This window comes from Pseudomonas sp. NCIMB 10586 (assembly GCF_023127895.1).
GTDB classification, from domain to species: Bacteria; Pseudomonadota; Gammaproteobacteria; order Pseudomonadales; family Pseudomonadaceae; genus Aquipseudomonas; species Aquipseudomonas synxantha_A.
Genome location: NZ_SPKQ01000038.1, coordinates 102,798 through 118,716, shown reverse-complemented (window position 1 = coordinate 118,716; position 15,919 = coordinate 102,798). Strand labels below are relative to the sequence as shown.

General features: G+C 60.1%; 14 protein-coding genes. 4 read left to right on the top strand and 10 right to left on the bottom strand.

Features of this window, described 5'->3' with window-relative positions; translation table 11 throughout:
• The 5 genes from E4P01_RS15110 to E4P01_RS15090 form a co-directional block, all read right to left on the bottom strand.
• Positions 1 to 488, bottom strand: a 488-nt coding sequence (locus E4P01_RS15110) for a substrate-binding domain-containing protein (protein ID WP_248130085.1), incomplete at its 3' end; no start/stop codon positions are given.
• A 37-nt stretch (positions 489 to 525) separates the two neighbouring features.
• Positions 526 to 1,389: an SMP-30/gluconolactonase/LRE family protein gene (locus E4P01_RS15105; RefSeq protein WP_078821053.1), complete on the bottom strand. Its 864-nt coding sequence runs from the start codon at positions 1,387 to 1,389 to the stop codon at positions 526 to 528.
• Between the two features lie 16 nt (positions 1,390 to 1,405).
• Positions 1,406 to 2,986 (bottom strand): aldehyde dehydrogenase (NADP(+)), encoded by a 1,581-nt coding sequence (locus E4P01_RS15100; RefSeq protein ID WP_216091189.1) that lies wholly within the window; start codon positions 2,984 to 2,986, stop codon positions 1,406 to 1,408.
• Between the two features lie 10 nt (positions 2,987 to 2,996).
• Positions 2,997 to 3,989, bottom strand: coding sequence for an AraD1 family protein (araD1, locus tag E4P01_RS15095; protein ID WP_216091188.1), 993 nt, complete (start codon positions 3,987 to 3,989; stop codon positions 2,997 to 2,999).
• Between the two features lie 16 nt (positions 3,990 to 4,005).
• Complete coding sequence (locus E4P01_RS15090; protein WP_078821050.1) at positions 4,006 to 5,328, bottom strand: MFS transporter; 1,323 nt, start codon at positions 5,326 to 5,328, stop codon at positions 4,006 to 4,008.
• 192 nt (positions 5,329 to 5,520) lie between these two features.
• Here E4P01_RS15090 and E4P01_RS15085 point away from each other — a divergent pair, with 192 nt between their 5' ends.
• Both E4P01_RS15085 and E4P01_RS15080 read left to right on the top strand, forming a co-directional pair.
• On the top strand, positions 5,521 to 7,257 hold the full coding sequence (locus E4P01_RS15085) for an IlvD/Edd family dehydratase (protein WP_005787482.1): 1,737 nt from the start codon (positions 5,521 to 5,523) through the stop codon (positions 7,255 to 7,257).
• A 48-nt stretch (positions 7,258 to 7,305) separates the two neighbouring features.
• Positions 7,306 to 8,028: a FadR/GntR family transcriptional regulator gene (locus E4P01_RS15080; RefSeq protein WP_005787481.1), complete on the top strand. Its 723-nt coding sequence runs from the start codon at positions 7,306 to 7,308 to the stop codon at positions 8,026 to 8,028.
• 16 nt (positions 8,029 to 8,044) lie between these two features.
• Here the strand turns inward: E4P01_RS15080 and E4P01_RS15075 are convergent, their stop codons facing one another.
• From E4P01_RS15075 to E4P01_RS15065, 3 genes are all read right to left on the bottom strand, one after another.
• Positions 8,045 to 8,644, bottom strand: coding sequence for a hypothetical protein (locus E4P01_RS15075; protein WP_078821049.1), 600 nt, complete (start codon positions 8,642 to 8,644; stop codon positions 8,045 to 8,047).
• A gap of 240 nt (positions 8,645 to 8,884) precedes the next feature.
• Positions 8,885 to 11,020, bottom strand: coding sequence for a TonB-dependent receptor (locus E4P01_RS15070; RefSeq protein WP_032876478.1), 2,136 nt, complete (start codon positions 11,018 to 11,020; stop codon positions 8,885 to 8,887).
• 204 nt (positions 11,021 to 11,224) lie between these two features.
• Entirely contained in the window at positions 11,225 to 12,316 is a 1,092-nt protein-coding gene (locus tag E4P01_RS15065) for an NADH:flavin oxidoreductase/NADH oxidase (RefSeq protein WP_032876480.1), read from the bottom strand.
• A 91-nt stretch (positions 12,317 to 12,407) separates the two neighbouring features.
• Between E4P01_RS15065 and E4P01_RS15060 the strand changes: the two genes are divergently transcribed.
• A complete protein-coding gene (locus tag E4P01_RS15060; protein WP_050549300.1) occupies positions 12,408 to 12,707 on the top strand; it encodes a helix-turn-helix domain-containing protein in 300 nt (99 codons plus the stop codon).
• Positions 12,708 to 12,723: 16 nt separating this feature from the next.
• On the opposite strand, the gene E4P01_RS15055 is transcribed toward E4P01_RS15060, so the two are convergent.
• Both E4P01_RS15055 and E4P01_RS15050 read right to left on the bottom strand, forming a co-directional pair.
• Complete coding sequence (locus E4P01_RS15055) at positions 12,724 to 13,752, bottom strand: GGDEF domain-containing protein (protein WP_032876486.1); 1,029 nt, start codon at positions 13,750 to 13,752, stop codon at positions 12,724 to 12,726.
• A 2-nt stretch (positions 13,753 to 13,754) separates the two neighbouring features.
• A complete protein-coding gene (locus tag E4P01_RS15050; protein WP_228309729.1) occupies positions 13,755 to 14,606 on the bottom strand; it encodes a hypothetical protein in 852 nt (283 codons plus the stop codon).
• A gap of 331 nt (positions 14,607 to 14,937) precedes the next feature.
• Between E4P01_RS15050 and E4P01_RS15045 the strand changes: the two genes are divergently transcribed.
• A complete protein-coding gene (locus E4P01_RS15045; protein ID WP_216091187.1) occupies positions 14,938 to 15,813 on the top strand; it encodes a bestrophin family ion channel in 876 nt (291 codons plus the stop codon).
• Positions 15,814 to 15,919 lie beyond the last annotated feature (106 nt).

Below are 15,919 nucleotides of genomic sequence, written 5' to 3'. Positions count from 1 at the left end.
TTGATCACCGCATAAGTGTCCTTCCAGTCCCAGCCGCGTTTTTTCGCTTCGGCGGCCATGGCGGCTCCTTGTTTCTGGCCCACTTCAAACGCGGCCATGCCCAGGTACGGCACGTCTTCCATGAAGTTGCCCTTGGCATCGACAAAGCGGTCATCCACAGCCATGACTTTCAGGCCATTGACCTTGGCCTTGGCGACAATGGCCGGGCCCAGGGACACGTCCGGTGGGCAGATCACAAAGCCCTTGGCACCGTTGGCGGCGAGGCTGTCGATGGCCGAGAGGGTTTTCTCGCCATCGGGCACGGCGATCTTGATCACGGTGAAGCCATGCTCCTTGCCGGCTTTTTCGGCGAAGGCCCATTCAGTCTGGAACCACGGCTCTTCGGCCTGCTTGACCAGGAAGCCGATCTTCACTTCTTCGGCGGATACGATGCTGCTGAGGCTGCTTAACGCAACAGCGGCAGCCAGAACGCGTAGAACCTTTTTCATGAACGACACCTCTTGTTGTTGTTTTTGAGTCTTGGGTTTAACCGGCGAAACGATGGCAAGGCTTGCCAGGGACATCCACTTCAATGGCCAACAGCGCACCGTCCAAAGGGTGATCCAAGGGACTCGCGGCACTGGTGATATACAAGGTGGTGAGGTCGGGCCCACCGAACACGCAACTGGTGGGACGGCTGACCGGCAGCTCGATGATGCGGTCGACCTCACCTGCGGGCGTCAGGCGCAGCAGGCAACTGCCGTCCCAACGGGCGTTCCAGATGTAGCCCTCGCTGTCCATGGCCGAGCCGTCCGGCCCACCGCGCTCATGGGGTGCAAACCATACCTGGGCGGGTTCGAGCTGGCCGTCGGACTGGATCGAATGCTGATACAGCGTGCCGTCCATGCTGTCGCCGAAATGCACCTGGCTACCCTCCTCGTTCCAAAGCAACGTGTTGGGAATGCCCAGCCCGGTCAGCAACGGCGTGACCCGCGCATCGGCATCGACACGGAACAGGCCACCGGAGCGCCGGGTGATGGGCAGGTCTTCGCCCTGCTCACCGATATTGTTCTGCATGGTGCCCAGCCACAGCCGGCCCTGGGCATCGCAGCGCGCTTCGTTGCCACGGTTGCCCGGTTGCGGGTCGGCCACGCACAGCAGGGTCAGCGCCTGGGTAGCCAGGTCGAGGCGATACACACCGCTGCTCAAGGTCACCAGCGCATCGCCGCTTTCACACGGAATGAACGCCGAGACATGCTCGGGCAACTGCCACACCTGCAACTGCCCGTCCATCCAGCGCAGTGCCTGTTTGGCGGCGATATCCACCCAGTAAAGCGCCTGGGATCGAACATCCCAGAACGGTCCTTCGCCCAAGCGGGCACGGTGTGGGGTGACTGCGCTCAACGACATGAGGCCTCCTGATGACTTACAGCGATTCTCGAGACGGTGCGCCATCCACCAAGCGCTGGATACGCAACGGGTTGGCGTTTTTCAACGCGTCGGGCAGCAGGCTATCAGGGTAATTCTGGAAGCACACGGGCCGCAGGAAACGGTCGATGGCCAGGGTGCCGACCGAGGTGCCGCGGGCGTCGGAGGTCGCCGGATACGGCCCGCCGTGCACCATCGAATCGCAGACTTCCACCCCCGTGGGGTAACCGTTGAGCAGGATGCGCCCGACCTTCTGCTCCAGCAGCGGCGTCAACTCGGCGAACTGTTGCAGGTCAGCCGGTTCGCCGATGATCGTGGCGGTCAACTGGCCGTGCAGCCCATGCAGGGCGGCGCTGAGTTGAGCCTGGTCGACGACCTCGACAAACACCGTGGTGGGGCCGAACACTTCTTCCTGCAGCACTTCGTCGCCGTCGATCAGCAAGCGTACATCCGCCTTGAACAGTTGCGGTTGAGCCTGGTTGCCCACTTGCGTACTGCCTGCCAGATGCTGGATGCCCGGGTGAGACAGGAGTTTTTCCAGGCCCTTGCCGTAGCTGTCCAGGGTGCCGGTGTTGAGCATGGTTTGCGCCGGTTGCTCACCGATCAATTGCGCGACCTGTTGCGTGAACGCGGTGAACGCAGGCGAAGCGATGCCAATCACCAGTCCGGGGTTGGTGCAGAACTGGCCGCAGCCTTGTACCACCGAGGCAGTCAGGTCGCGGGCGACGCTCTCGGCACGCGTTTGCAGGGCCTGGGGCAGCACGATGACCGGGTTGATGCTCGACATTTCGGCAAATACCGGGATCGGTTGCGGGCGTGCGGCCGCCATATCGCACAGGGCACGACCACCCTTGAGCGAACCGGTAAAGCCCACCGCCTGGATTGCCGGGTGCTTGACCAGCGCTTCACCGACACCGCCGCCGAAGATCATGTTGAACACGCCCGCCGGCATCTCGCTGGCCTCGGCGGCGCGAATGATCGCATCGGCCACGCGCTCGGCGGTCGCCATGTGCCCGCTGTGCGCCTTGAACACCACCGGGCAACCGGCGGCCAGCGCAGCGGCGGTGTCGCCACCGGCGGTGGAAAACGCCAGGGGGAAGTTGCTGGCACCGAACACAGCCACCGGGCCCAGGCCGATACGGTATTGACGCAGGTCCGGACGCGGCAACGGCTGGCGGTCGGGCTGGGCTTTGTCGATACGCGCCCCGTAGAAATCACCACGGCGCAGCACGGTGGCGAACAAGCGCATCTGGCCACTGGTACGCCCGCGCTCGCCTTTGATACGGGCAGCAGGCAACGCAGTTTCGCGGCAGACCAACTCGACGAAATCATCGCCCAGCGCGTCCAGCTCATCGGCCACCGCGTCCAGAAACCGCGCACGCCGTGCGGCGCTCAAGGCGCGGTAGGCCGGGTAAGCGGCCGCCGCGGCTTTGGCGGCGGCATCCACCTCTTGCGGGGTGGCCTGGTAGAAATCCTGGGGCAAGGCTTCGCCGGTGGTGGCATCGATACTCTGCAGCTTGACGCTGCCGTTGGCGCTGCGCTGGCCGCCGATGTAGTTGTGGCCGAGGAACTGGGTCATGTAGGTCTCCTTAAAGGGTGATGACGTGGCCGGGTTCGAATACCGCGTCGACCATGCCGATGCCGTTGATCAATGGCGCGCCGAACTCAGCCTGGCTGATCTGGAACACATCGCCCGGTTGAGTACGTATACCGTCGGCGAATGACAGGGTGGCGGTGCCGAAGAAGTGAATATGCACATCGCCCGGTTTGAGAAACTGACTGTATTTGAAGTGGTGGTATTCAAGATTTTCCAGGCTGTGGCACATGTTGGCTTCGCCGCTGAGAAATTCGCTCTGCCAGATCACCTCGCCGTTACGCAGGATGCGGCTGGTACCGGCCAGATGCACGGGCAACTCGCCCACGCGCAACTCCGGGCCATAGCTGCAACTGCGCAGTTTGGAATGGGCCAGGTACAGGTAGTTCTTGCGTTCCATCACATGGTCGGAGAACTCGTTGCCCACCGCGAAGCCCAGGCGATAAGGCTTGCGGTCGTGACCGATCACATACAGGCCGCCGATTTCCGGCTCTTCGCCGGCGTCTTCGGCAAACGGCGGCACCGGGAAGGCGGCGCCTGGACGCACGACAATGCTGCCGTCGCCCTTGTAGAACCACTCCGGCTGCACACCGGCCTGGCCGGCAGCGGGTTTGCCGCCCTCCACGCCCCATTTGAAGATGCGCATGGTGTCGGTCATCGCGCTGTCATCACCGGCCTGCTGGTGCATCTTGTCGCGGGCCGAGGCACTGCCCAGGTGGGTCAGACCGGTGCCGCTGATCAGCATATGGGCCGGGTCCGGGTGGTCCAGCGGTGGCAGGATTTTAAGTTCGGCCAGCAGCGCCGCGTAGTCATGACTGGCGCCCAGGCCCAGGCTCTGTACCTGTTGCTGCAATTTGACCCCGGCTTCGATGGCGGCCAGGGCCAATTCGCGCACGCTGTGCGCGCCCTGCACTTCCCGCAGGGTGTCGCCTTCCACCACGCCGACGCGGCGCTCACCGTTGCTCAACTCGAACTGAACTAAACGCATGCAGGTTCTCCTGGATTTAAGTACGTGTGGCGCCACGGGCGCTGGCGGCAAATTGATCGACGGGCAGTACGTGCTTGCGCTCCAGCAAGCGGTAGACCACGAGGGTCAGCAGCAACCCGAACAGCATCACGCCGGATAGGAAATACAGGCCCGAGGCGAGGTTGCCGGTGTACTCCTTGAGCGCCCCGATCACGAACGGGCCGATATAGCCGCCAAGGTTGCCCACCGAGTTGATCAAGGCGATGCCGGCCGCCGCGCTGGCACCGGCAAAAAACCGTCCCGGCAAGGTCCAGAACACCGCAGTGCAGGAAAACATCGCGAAGGCCGCCAGGCACAGCGCGGCCATCTGCAGCACAGGCACACTCAGCCAGGCACTGCAGAACAGGCCAATGGCGCCGAGCACATAGAGCACGGCGAGATGGCCATAGCGGTCGTTCAATCGATCGGAACTGCGCGGGATGATCAGCAGGCCGATGATGCCGAAGATATAGGGCACGGCCGAGATGAAGCCGGTAGTGAGGTCACTGCCACCGAACTGCTTGATCAGGGTCGGCAACCACAGGCCCAGGCCGTAGATGCTCAGGGTCACCGGCAGGTAGAACAGCGCCAGCAACAGCACGCGTTTGTCTTTGAGCGCGTGCAGCGGGTTGCCGTGACGGGTCTGGCCGTAGGCTTGCAGGTCTTTTTCCAGCTCGCCGGTAAGCCAGGTTTTCTCTTGCTCGCTCATCCAGCTGACCTGCCTGGGACCGTCCGGCAGGTAGCGCAGCACCGGCCAGGTCAGCAGGATCGCCGGGGTGCCGATCACGATAAACAGCCACTGCCAACCGTGCAGGCCAAGAATGCCGTCCATGCCGAGCAAACCACCGGACACGGGCCCGGTGATCATCATTGCAATGGGTTGGGAGAGAATGAACAGCCCAAGGATCTTGCCGCGATGGCGCACCGGGAACCACTGGGTGATGTAGTACAGCACGCCGGGGAAGAACCCCGCTTCCGCCGCGCCCAGCAGAAAGCGCATCACATAGAAACTGTGCGGCCCCTGCACAAAGGCCATGCCGATGGTGATGGCGCCCCAGGTAATCATGATGCGCGCAAACCAGCGCCGCGCGCCGAAGCGGTCGAGCATCAGGTTGCTGGGGATCTCGAACAGAAAGTAGCCGATGAAGAACAACCCTGCGCCCAAACCATAGGCAGCGTCACCGATACCTACGTCGGCGCCCATGTGCAGCTTGGCGAACCCTACGGCGGAACGGTCTACGTAGGCGATCAGGTACAGCAGGATCAGGAAGGGAATCAGTTTCAGCGTGATGCGCCGAATAAGCCGCAATTCCTGGCTCATGGGGTCGATCTCCGATTGTTGTTTTTATAGAAGCTCGGGGGGACGCCTCTCGCGAAATCCGCCAGGGTCATACCTCAGTTGAGAAAGACTATATAGTATGACTATTTACAAAACAACACTTCCAAAGCAGCGATTTTGCGCTTATGTTTAAGCACGCATAGAACATATAGTCATACAATAAGAGAATCGATCATGCCTGACAAAAAGCCCGGCCTACGCTCCGCCCAATGGTTTGGTACCGCCGACAAAAACGGCTTCATGTACCGCAGCTGGATGAAGAACCAGGGCATTGCCGACCACCAGTTCCATGGCAAGCCGATCATCGGCATCTGTAACACCTGGTCGGAGCTGACCCCGTGCAACGCGCATTTCCGCCAGATCGCCGAGCACGTCAAGCGCGGCGTGATCGAGGCCGGTGGCTTCCCGGTGGAGTTCCCGGTGTTCTCCAACGGCGAATCCAACCTGCGCCCTACCGCGATGCTGACCCGCAACCTGGCAAGCATGGATGTGGAAGAAGCGATTCGTGGCAACCCGATTGACGGTGTGGTACTGCTGACCGGCTGCGACAAAACCACCCCGGCGCTGCTGATGGGCGCCGCCAGTTGCGACGTGCCGGCTATCGTGGTCACCGGCGGGCCGATGCTCAATGGTAAACACAAGGGCCAGGACATCGGCTCGGGCACGGTGGTGTGGCAGCTCAGCGAACAGGTCAAGGCTGGCACCATCACCCTGGATGACTTCCTCGCGGCCGAAGGCGGCATGTCGCGCTCGGCAGGCACCTGCAACACCATGGGCACCGCCTCGACCATGGCGTGCATGGCCGAGGCACTGGGCACGTCCCTGCCCCACAACGCGGCGATCCCAGCGGTGGATGCGCGGCGTTATGTGCTGGCGCACATGTCCGGTATGCGTGCGGTCGAGATGGTGCGCGAAGACTTGAAGCTGTCGAAGATCCTCACCAAAGAAGCGTTTGAAAACGCGATTCGCGTGAACGCGGCCATCGGCGGTTCGACCAACGCGGTGATTCACCTTAAAGCCATCGCCGGGCGCATCGGCGTGGAGCTGGACCTCGATGACTGGACCCGCATCGGGCGCGGCATGCCGACCATCGTCGACCTGCAACCCTCAGGGCGCTTCCTGATGGAAGAGTTCTACTACGCTGGCGGCCTGCCTGCCGTGTTGCGTCGCCTGGGTGAGGCCAACCTGATCCCCCACCCGAACGCCTTGACCGTCAACGGCAAGTCCCTGGGCGAGAACACCAAGGACTCGCCGATCTACGGCCAGGACGAAGTGATCCGCACCCTCGACAACCCGATTCGCGCCGACGGCGGCATCTGCGTGCTGCGCGGCAATCTGGCGCCGTTGGGTGCGGTGCTCAAGCCGTCTGCCGCCAGCGCCGAACTGATGCAACACCGTGGCCGTGCGGTGGTGTTCGAAAACTTCGACATGTACAAGGCGCGCATCAACGATCCGGAGCTGGACGTGGACGCCAACTCGATCCTGGTCATGAAGAACTGCGGCCCCAAGGGTTACCCAGGCATGGCCGAGGTCGGCAACATGGGACTGCCGGCCAAACTGCTGGCCCAGGGCGTGACTGACATGGTGCGCATTTCCGATGCGCGCATGAGCGGCACCGCCTACGGCACGGTGGTCTTGCACGTGGCACCGGAAGCCGCTGCCGGCGGGCCGTTGGCGGCCGTGAAGGAAGGTGACTGGATTGAACTCGACTGCGCCAATGGCCGCCTGCACCTGGACATCCCCGACGCCGAGCTGGCGGCGCGCATGGCTGATCTGGCGCCACCGCAAAAGCTGATCGTCGGTGGCTATCGCCAACTGTACATCGACCATGTGCTGCAAGCCGACCAGGGCTGCGACTTTGACTTCCTGGTGGGCTGTCGCGGAGCGGAAGTCCCACGGCATTCCCACTAATTGGGATGCTATGATGCGGCGAATTCAAGCCAGAGCCTGCCCGTCGTTATGGATCACCAGCCGCCCAAGCCGCGCAAGAGCCAGCATGCCCAGATCGTTCAGGACCTGGGCATGCACATCGTTTCCGGTCGCTTCAAGCCCGAAGAACGGTTGCCCATGGAAGCCACGCTGTGCGAGGAATACCAGGTCAGCCGTTCAGTGTTGCGCGAGGCGACGCGGGTGCTTAGCGCCAAGGGCCTGGTGTATTCCAAGCCACGGGTGGGTGCGGTGGTACGGCCACGCTTGAAATGGCACCTGCTCGACCCGGATGTGCTGTCCTGGTTGATGCAGTCCACGCCCCACAGTGAGTTCTTCAATACACTGGCCGGGGTGCGCCGCATCCTCGAACCGGAAATCGCTGCCATGGCCGCGACCACCGCCACCGATGAAGACATCGCCATCATTGAACAAGCCTACCAGGGCATGGAAACCGCCAAGACCCACGAGGACCTGTTGCAGGCCGACCTGGACTTCCACCGCGCGATTGCCGACGCCACCCGCAACGACCTGCTCGCCTATATGTGCAACATGCTCTCGTTGCCGCTGCGCGAGTCGATCAATATCACCAACCGCCGCCCGGATATCCAGGGCCTGAGCCTGCCCCGGCACAAGGCAATCCTCACCGCGATCCAGAACCGCGATGCGCTGGGCGCAAGGCATGCTTCGCTGGTACAACTGGATGACACGCGGGTGGCGCTGGATACGGTGATGAATGTATTGACGCCGTTGTAACCCCACCCCGTCGCACTCACTCCTGATTGTTATTGTTGGCTCTGGGGCAGGTGTTATCGCCCTCTTTTTTCAGCGCCAGCACCGCCTGGCGCTCGGACAACAAGTGGGTGATAGCCCCGCCGATAGCGGCAGATATAAGCGCCAGGGCTTCTTTAGGCAGATTGATCGCCGCCCACGTCAAGCCGCCGATCAGCAGGATGACAAACAGGATATTGAAACGTGACACACCCAGTTTTATCGAGCGCACGATATCGGACGTGTCCTGCATCTTTTCAAAGCGTTTAAGGTCTTCGAACTTACGCACCGATTCCAACGTTTCCAGATAGTGGGTTTCGGCCCGTTTCAATTTCTTGATCACGTCGGCTTCGAGCATAACCTCCTCTATCTCGATCCTGACCAGGCTGATATTGGCACCTGGCCGGCCGAGGATTTCGGAGCTCAACGAACTTTCGGCAAGCTCGGCCAACAGATACGTGTATGAGGTCTCGCTGATTTCCTTGGCGTATTTTTGCAAGGCTGACGTGTAGCACTTGGTGGCGTACCGGGTGAACAGACGCTCCGCATCGTTGGTTTTTTTAATCAGTTCTTCAACTTCATTTATGAGTTCCTGTTCCATTTTTAATATCCCTATTAAGCGTGGCTTGGAAAAATAATAAGCGCCGACCACTACGCTGACACGTTAACGGCAAACATCCCTCCATCGCCCTTCACTGTCTACTGTCAAACCTGACAGTAACGCAGCTGCAAATGTGGGAGGGGGTTTGCTCCCGATAGTGGTGTATCAGTCAAAAACATTGAGACTGACTCACCGCTATCGGGAGCAAGCCCCCTCCCACATTGAGTACTGTGTATAGCCTTATAGGGTGTAGGAGATTCCGACCTGCACGGTGCGTGGTGCGCCTGGGTAAGCGTAGATATTGCCGAACGCGCCTTCCTCATACTCGCGGTTGAACAGGTTTTTCACGTCCAGATTCAGACGCACCTGCTCGTTGACCTTGTAGTAACCCAGCAGGTCGACCACGGTGTAGGCGTCCATCGAGAAGGCCGTATTGGCGGTCTGGCCGGCGCGCTGGTCGACGTACTTGCCACCGGCCCCCAGGCCCAGCCCTTTGAGTGCGCCGTCCTGGAACTCGTAGACGTTGAGCAGGCTGAAGCTGTTGCGCGGGATGTTCATCAAGCGGGTGCCGGCGCGCAGGGTGGTGTCGCGGGTGACTTCGGCGTCCACGTAGGCGTAGCCGCCGATCACACGCCACTCGGGTGTGAGGTTGCCCGCCACGTTGAGGTCAAATCCGCGGCTGCGTACCTGGCCGGTCGCGACACTCAGGGTATTGTCCAAAGGGTCGGTGGCCAGCACGTTTTTCTTTTCGATCTGGTAGATCGCCGCGTCGACGCTCAGTTGACGATCAAGCGCCTCCCACTTGATGCCCATCTCGTAGGACTTGCCTTTCTCCGGCGCGAAACCACCGCCTTCGCGGCTGGCGCCGGTGTTGGGTTTGAACGAACGGGCGGCGTCGGCATAGACCGCGACGGTGTCGGTGAGGTCGTAGATCACGCCCACACGCGGGGTGACGGCGTTGTCGGCGGCGGTCCACGGTTTTACTCCCGCCACATAACTTTGGTAGTCATGTTCAAAACGCTCGAAACGCGCACCTGCCAAGACTTTCAGACGCTCGGTCAGTGCCACCTGGTCCTGCACGAAGGCGGCGTAGGTCTTGAGGTTTTCTTTATCGTGGGTGGGCGTGCGAGTCAGCGCCGGTCGCGTTTGGCCGTACACCGGATTGAAGATGTCGATCGGGTAAGTGCCCAGGGCCGCACTGGAACGCTGGATGATCGACTTGTAGTCGTAATCCTCGTACTCGATACCGGTGAGCAAGGTGTGCTCGAACCCGCCCGTGGAGAAGTGGCCCGTCAGGTTGAGCTGGTAATCCTTGTCGGTCCATTCCAGCTTGCGGTAGTTGAAGTTGCGTTGCAGGGTACGGCCATCGGCGCCCAGGCTGCTCGGTCCATTGGCTTCAATGGCGTTACCTTTCAAGCTGCCGTCCAACCATTGGAAACCGCCGCCCAGGGTCCAGTTGTCGTTGAGCGCGTGCTCGAAACGCAACTGGGCCATGTTGTTGTCGTTGTGCAGCTTGCCGGCATCCTTGTCGCCCCAGAACGTATCGCGCGATGGCGTGCCGCGCTGGTTGGGGAAACGCGTCAGGCCACGGTCCAGCGGGTGGTTGTTGCGCATGAAGTCGCCTTCGAAGGTCACCTTGGTGGCGTCGGTGGCCTGCCAGGTGATCACCGGCGTCACGCCGTAGCGCTCGGTCTCGACATGATCGCGAAAGGTATCGCCACCCTCGCCCACCACGTTGAGGCGATACGCCAGACGGCCCTCTTCGTCCAGAGGGCCGGAGGCATCCAGGGTGCCGCGCTTCATGCCCTGGTCATTCACCTGGCTGCCCAGGGTGACGGTGCGTTCGGCCAAGGGTTGCTTGGACACCACGTTGAACGTACCACCGGGGTCGCCACGGCCGTAGAGCATGGTTGCAGGGCCGCGCAACACCTCAAGGCGTTCGATGGTGTTGGCATCCGGCATGTTCGGGTAGCCCCGGTTGATCGGGAACCCATTGCGGTAGAACTCACCGGTGGTGAAGCCACGTACGGTGAAGGTGGTCAGGCCCTGCCCGCCAAAGTTGTTGGCGCGACCGACGCCGCCGGCGTAGTCGAGGGCATCTTGCAGGCGGGTTGCGCCGATATCCTCGACCACGTCTTTGGAGACAACGCTGATGGACTGCGGGGTTTCATGAATCGAGGTGTCGGTGCGCGTCGCACTGGCTGAACGGGTGGCGTGGTAGCCCTGCACCGGGCCCTGCGCCGATTCGAAATCTGCAGTAGCGGTCACATTGGTGGCTTGCAGCTCGATACTGGCTTTTTCAGCAGGGGCATCCTCTGCCCAGGTCAAAGGGGAAAACGCCTGGAGCACACAGATTGAGATCAGGGTACGACGCATGGATGTAAACCTAGTGAATGAGCCAGATGGGGCGGCAAACCTGCCAATAATTCGCCGCGCATCATATCTCAGCACATTCTCGCTTGATATCGGTTCTCATTTGTTATTTTTCGAGTATCGGCGTTGTATCGAGCGGGCACTGCAAAAACCACGGGCGAAAAAAAGCCACTCAATCGAGTGGCTCATATCACCGGCTGGCTGGCCTCAACGGTAGCGTTCCAACCAATGTGCGTAAGGCGCCGGCAAGGTCCAGGAGGACTTGTCCACGCCCAACTCCTTGGCGGCAAAGTACGCCCAGTGCGGATCGGCCAAATGCGCACGCCCTACCGAAACCAGGTCCAGATGACCTGCCTGCAGCGCGCCTTCGGCCAGTTGCGGAGTACCAAAGCCCCACGCCGACGTCACCGGAATACCGGCTTCACGACGTACACGTTCAGCAATTGGCCCCATGAACGCCGGACCCCACGGGATGTTGGTGTCAGGAATCGTGAAGCCGACACTGACGCTCAACAGATCCAGGCCACCGGCCTTGAAGCGGCGCGCCAACTCGATGGATTCGGTAAGCGTCTGCTCGTCGCGGCCGTCATATTCGATCACGCCAAAGCGTGCGGTCAGTGGCAGGTTTTCCGGCCAGACTTCGCGTACGGCGGCCAGGGTTTCCAGGAGAAAACGGCTGCGGTTATCGAAGCTGCCGCCGTAGGCATCGGTGCGCTGGTTGGAGTGCTCGGAGAAAAAGCTTTGGCCCAGGTAACCGTGGGCGAAGTGCAGTTCGATCCATTCAAAACCGGCATCGCGGGCGCGACGGGCGGCATCGACGAAGTCTTGCTGGACGCGGGCGATGTCTTCCAGGGTCATGGCACGCGGCACGTTGGGCAAATTGGCGCCGAATGCAATGGCCGACGGCGCGATGGTTTCCCAGCTGCGGGCATCGGAAGCCGGGATGTGGTCATCGCCCTCCCATGGGCGGTTGGCGCTGGCTTTGCGGCCCGCGTGGGCGATCTGGATGCCCGGTACCGAACCTGCGGCCTTGATGGCCTTGACCATCGGCACGAACGCCTGGGCATGGGCATCGCTCCAGATACCGGCGCAGCCTGGGGTGATACGCCCCTCCGGTGCGACTGCTGTGGCCTCGACTACCAGCAGGCCGGCACCGCCCCGGGCCATGCCGGCCAGGTGCACATGGTGCCAGTCGTTGACCATGCCGTCGTCGGCCATGTATTGGCACATCGGCGGGATGGCAATGCGATTGCGCAAGGTAACGTCTTTGAGTTTGAACGGTTCGAACAATGCGGACATCAGATACTCCGAGAGAAGCGTGTGTGATTCGATAGTTCGATGGTAATCGAACTATGGTATTGAACGCTACCCCCCTGTTATGATCCGCCCCATGCGAGCCTTCAAACACCCTACCCTGCAAGAATTGACGCTTGAGCGCGTGCTGTACGCCCTCAGCGACCCCGTGCGCCTGGACATCGTGCGCTGCCTGGCCGGCGTGGCCGAAGCCAGCTGTGGTGAACTGGATGGCGGGCGACCCAAGTCCAGCATGTCCCACCACTTCAGGGTATTACGTGATGCAGGCCTGGTACACACGCGCAATGTGGGCACCACCCATATGAATTCGTTGCGCCGTGAAGAGCTTGAGAGCCGCTTTCCCGGGTTGCTGGCGAGTGTTCTTGCGCAATCCTAGCCGGCGTTTTGCCCCCTCAGGACGCAACAGGCTGCAGCAACACGCCATTAAGGTGCACGCAGTCCTTGCCATTGCGCTTGGCGCCGTAGAGATTTTTGTCCGCCATCTTGAGCACCGCCGATAACTCGTCACCTGGCGCGAAGCGTGCCATGCCCGCACTGCAGGTGTAGTTGTGAGGCGCGGCAACACTTGAGCGTATGGCCTGCAACAAACCCAGCACGAACTCACGGGCGAAGACCGGGTCATCGTCCTGCAACAACACGCCGAACTCCTCCCCGCCGATTCTTCCAAAGCTGTGGCTGCCTTTGGCGTTTTTCAGGCACACGGCCATGGCCCGCAGGATCTTGTCACCGACATCGTGACCGTACAGATCATTTTTTGCCTTGAAGCTGTCGATATCCAACATGATGAAGTAGCCAGCCTGGCCGCTGTCGAGCAACTGTTCGAAGCTTTGCATAAAAGCGCGACGGTTAAGGATCGAGGTCAAATAATCGGTTTCGGCCAAGGCGCGAAACTCGCTTTCCACCAACAACACCGAACGCAGGTTCTTCAAATACGAATAACTCAGGATAAAACCGATGGAGACCGAAGATGCGCAAAATATCAGCAGATAAGCCTGTGTTCCTGCATATATATCGGCCTGCATCGGCGACCATAATATGAACCAGACCAACAGGGCGCCGACCAGATAATCCTGAACACTGATAAACAAGATAGCGCTGCCGACCACCAGGGTGACGGCCAGGGGCAAGCCGTAGATACGCAACTCCTGATTAAGGCCAATGACATAGGCAAACCCCACGGATAACATCACGATATAGGCCACTCCCAGCATCCGCCACAGTAGAAAGTTGGCGGTTTTGGAGTGAAACCGGCACACCAGCAACAGGCCAATGGTGACACCCAACATGGACAGGTCGAACTGCATGGCCGGATGAATCAGCCAGATACCGACCCAGGCAATGATCCCGATCCATTCCGCTTGGGTCACCGCAGGCGACAACAACCTGCGCATCCTGGGCCTTAACTTCAAGTTAGCAGGCATCCTTACGCTCCCATCTCAATAGCATGCAGGCCCAGCGCAAAAGAAAAGGCCATAAAGCGTTTTACCAGGCTGACAAAAGGCGGCAGCACTTCCAGCCGGGTCTTGGAGTGAGCTTTGAAATACCCCTTCTCGACACCCTCCTGGACCATTCGAATAATGTGAGTCTTGGACACGGAAAGTTGCTTGGCCAAGGCCAGATAAGACGATGACCGGAACGTGGCCCGATCATTTTCCGGCGCGAAGGCATCGTTATAAATCGCCAGCATCAACAGATGCCCGGCGTCTCTTTTCACCAACCAGTAACACTCGGGAAGCAGTACATCCACCGTGAGATCGGCGTCGAGGATAATGGCAAAGCCCTTGAAATAAAGGGACAGGAAGCCACGGTCATCCAACTCGCGCATTTGCCGGAAAATCGCCCGTTCAGGGTAAAGCCGCGCCAATGACTCGGTGAGCGAGGTCAACATCAAACGCGCTTCGCGACAGGCCTCATCCGACGGCGCGTAGACCCTGAAGCGACTGTCTTCGGGGTGCGGCGCGACGTCCATGAAGCCCAGCGCCCGCAATAAAAGGAACATTGATTCCAGGCTGTTTTTTGAACAATACCTGCGCGTCACACACAGGGTCTTAACTTCCGACAATAACGGTAAGGGTGTGGCGAAGTATTCACTCAATAAGGCAAACGACACCATCAAACGGCTGTATTTAAGTGCACTCTTGTAGAAAAACGGTCTTCGGGAATAGGGCACGAGCAGCACGTGGTAATGCGCTCTCAGGCACGATTCAAAATCCTTATGACGTTCGAGCGCTTGCGCGGTATTACACATAGCCGACTTCAACGAACTGACATGCATGAAAGAGCCCTGATCATCCAACTTGATTCCACTGATCTCAGCTACGAAATCCCTGCAGCCCGGCCCCAAAACAAATCACGTGGTAAACCCTACGGTTAATGGCTTTTTGCCTCGAACGCAATGTACAGCGATTGCCGGACAAGACGTCATCAGTACCAAAGTTGTTCCAGATTCAAGTGGACCCTCTGCGCACACCTGCGCGTAACTTCTCGTTACATCCTCCGAAGCGAGTGACTGGTCGACGAATCGATTCAGCAACCGGCGAACCTTTCTCCCTTGCATGGCGTCGTAACAGAGCATTGACGCCAACCGCCCGCCGCGAGGTTCTCGTTTGAAAGCTGCCGTCCTGAAGAAATACCGCCTGATCATCAAGACCATGGGCTATGTGGGCTGGGCCCTGTTCTGGCTATTGCTGTGGGATGTGGCAGTAACCGTGGACTTCATGCTGTTTCTGACCACCAAGATCAACCTGCCGCTGATGCCACTGACATTGCTGGGTTCGGCGCTGGTGGTGTTGATCAGTTTTCGCAACAGCAGCGCCTATAACCGCTGGTGGGAAGCGCGCACATTATGGGGGGCGATGGTCAACAATTCGCGCAGCTTTGCGCGCCAGGTGCTGACGCTGCTGGATGACCCCGGCGGCGAAGTGAATCCGATCAAAGCCACATTGCTGCGCCGCCATGTGGCGTATGTGAATTGCCTGGCCGCCCACCTCAAGGGCGAACCCTGCCCGGATGAAGTGCGAGCGTTTATCCCCGCCGAGGAATTCGCCCGCAATGGCGCGACCAACAATTTTGCCAATGACATCCTGACCGGGTCAGCGGCGTTGCTGGCCAAGGAATACAAGGCCGGTCACCTGGACAGTATTCGCCTGGCGCGGCTGGAGTCGACCCTGGTCGACCTGTCCAATGCCCAAGGCGGCATGGAGCGCATCGCCAATACGCCACTGCCCTACCCCTACGTGTATTTCCCGCGGCTGTTTATCTCGCTGTTCTGCCTGATCGTACCGGTGGGCCTGGTGGAATCTCTCGGCTGGTTTACCCCGCTGGCTTCCACGGTAGTGGGTTTTATGCTGCTGGCCATCGAGCGGATCGGCACCGACCTGCAAAGCCCGTTTCACTCCAGCGAGCATCAGATCCAGATGGAGGCGATTTGCGAAACCATTGAGAAGAACCTGCAATCGATGCAGCGCGATGCGTTGGCCTGAGCCAAGGCATCGTCGCCGTAGTTGTAAAAGACTATTACGAGGCACAATGTACTAACCGGTTACTTATCTTGCTAAAATCGCGTCTTTGCCCTCTCTCACTCGAGTC

Coding starts and splice junctions, on each gene's coding strand:
- E4P01_RS15100 (WP_216091189.1), bottom strand. CDS start 2,986: ATGACCCAGTTCCTCGGCCACAACTACATCGGCGGCCAGCGCAGCGCC.
- E4P01_RS15065 (WP_032876480.1), bottom strand. CDS start 12,316: ATGTCCGCATTGTTCGAACCGTTCAAACTCAAAGACGTTACCTTGCGC.
- araD1 (WP_216091188.1), bottom strand. CDS start 3,989: ATGCGTTTAGTTCAGTTCGAGTTGAGCAACGGTGAGCGCCGCGTCGGC.
- E4P01_RS15085 (WP_005787482.1), top strand. CDS start 5,521: ATGCCTGACAAAAAGCCCGGCCTACGCTCCGCCCAATGGTTTGGTACC.
- E4P01_RS15080 (WP_005787481.1), top strand. CDS start 7,306: ATGGATCACCAGCCGCCCAAGCCGCGCAAGAGCCAGCATGCCCAGATC.
- E4P01_RS15070 (WP_032876478.1), bottom strand. CDS start 11,020: ATGCGTCGTACCCTGATCTCAATCTGTGTGCTCCAGGCGTTTTCCCCT.
- E4P01_RS15075 (WP_078821049.1), bottom strand. CDS start 8,644: ATGGAACAGGAACTCATAAATGAAGTTGAAGAACTGATTAAAAAAACC.
- E4P01_RS15105 (WP_078821053.1), bottom strand. CDS start 1,389: ATGTCGTTGAGCGCAGTCACCCCACACCGTGCCCGCTTGGGCGAAGGA.
- E4P01_RS15090 (WP_078821050.1), bottom strand. CDS start 5,328: ATGAGCCAGGAATTGCGGCTTATTCGGCGCATCACGCTGAAACTGATT.
- E4P01_RS15055 (WP_032876486.1), bottom strand. CDS start 13,752: ATGCCTGCTAACTTGAAGTTAAGGCCCAGGATGCGCAGGTTGTTGTCG.
- E4P01_RS15050 (WP_228309729.1), bottom strand. CDS start 14,606: ATGCATGTCAGTTCGTTGAAGTCGGCTATGTGTAATACCGCGCAAGCG.
- E4P01_RS15060 (WP_050549300.1), top strand. CDS start 12,408: ATGCGAGCCTTCAAACACCCTACCCTGCAAGAATTGACGCTTGAGCGC.